The organism is Oceanimonas marisflavi, assembly GCF_003049725.1.
Lineage (GTDB): Bacteria > Pseudomonadota > Gammaproteobacteria > Enterobacterales > Aeromonadaceae > Oceanimonas > Oceanimonas marisflavi.
The window spans coordinates 1-1029 of the sequence record NZ_QAGM01000058.1 but is presented as its reverse complement, the minus strand read 5'-3'; the positions used below and the strand labels follow the sequence as shown (position 1 = coordinate 1029).

The 1029-nt window shown below is 48.7% G+C and carries 2 tRNA genes and 2 rRNA genes; all 4 read right to left on the bottom strand.

Features of this window, described 5'->3' with window-relative positions:
• Positions 1 to 297: ribosomal RNA gene (locus DA373_RS16010) — 23S ribosomal RNA — on the bottom strand; the annotation flags it as partial.
• Between the two features lie 263 nt (positions 298 to 560).
• A tRNA-Ala gene (locus DA373_RS16005) sits at positions 561 to 636 on the bottom strand.
• A gap of 103 nt (positions 637 to 739) precedes the next feature.
• Positions 740 to 816: transfer RNA gene (locus DA373_RS16000), tRNA-Ile, on the bottom strand.
• Positions 817 to 909: 93 nt separating this feature from the next.
• Positions 910 to 1029: ribosomal RNA gene (locus DA373_RS15995) — 16S ribosomal RNA — on the bottom strand; the annotation flags it as partial.

Sequence of the window (1029 nt, the reverse complement as noted above, 5' to 3'; positions counted from 1 at the left end):
ACCGTTCCACTACGCCTCAAGCTGCTTAAGGGCTGGCCCCCGTTCGCTCGCCGCTACTAAGGGGATCTCGGTTGATTTCTTTTCCTCGGGGTACTTAGATGTTTCAGTTCTCCCGGTTCGCCTCGCTGTGCTATGTATTCACACAGCGATACTCTACAAAGTAGAGTGGGTTTCCCCATTCGGACATCACGGGCTCAAGCGCTTCTTACCAGCTCACCCGTGCTTAACGCAGGTTAGCACGTCCTTCATCGCCTCTGACTGCCAAGGCATCCACCGTGCACGCTTAGTCACTTAACCATACAACCCCAAGAAGTGTGTCAGTCCAAAGACCGGTACACTCATGAAGGCGGTACGCATCATGTGACTGATGCTTACAACACATTTCGCCAAGAAGTTCCAAGACACTTGCAGTATCAAGAACTACTTTTATTCATCAGCTTTTTCCGAATTGTTAAAGAACAGAGTGTTTTAAGCTCTAAGATTTATGCTTTAAGAGATGTGTTTTCTCTTACAGCTTAAAGCTTATAGCTTATGGCTTATGGCTTATGGCTTTGGTTTAATGGTGGAGCTAAGCGGGATCGAACCGCTGACCTCCTGCGTGCAAAGCAGGCGCTCTCCCAGCTGAGCTATAGCCCCATTTAGCCGACGTGTTTTACCAAATCGCTGGCGAGACAAGGAATGAAGGGAGGACGTTTAGTTCACTAAACGACGAGCTTCATGACGCTGTATCGACAAGATTTGGTGGGTCTGAGTAGATTTGAACTACCGACCTCACCCTTATCAGGGGTGCGCTCTAACCAACTGAGCTACAGACCCAAAACTGTGCCTTGATGCTTTAGCACAAGGCCAATCGTCACTCTTTCATATCAAGCAAACTGTGTGAACACTCAACAGGCGTTGAGATTAAGGTAAGGAGGTGATCCAACCCCAGGTTCCCCTAGGGTTACCTTGTTACGACTTCACCCCAGTCATGAATCACTCCGTGGTAAACGCCCTCCCGAAGGTTAAGCTATCTACTTCTGGAGCAAC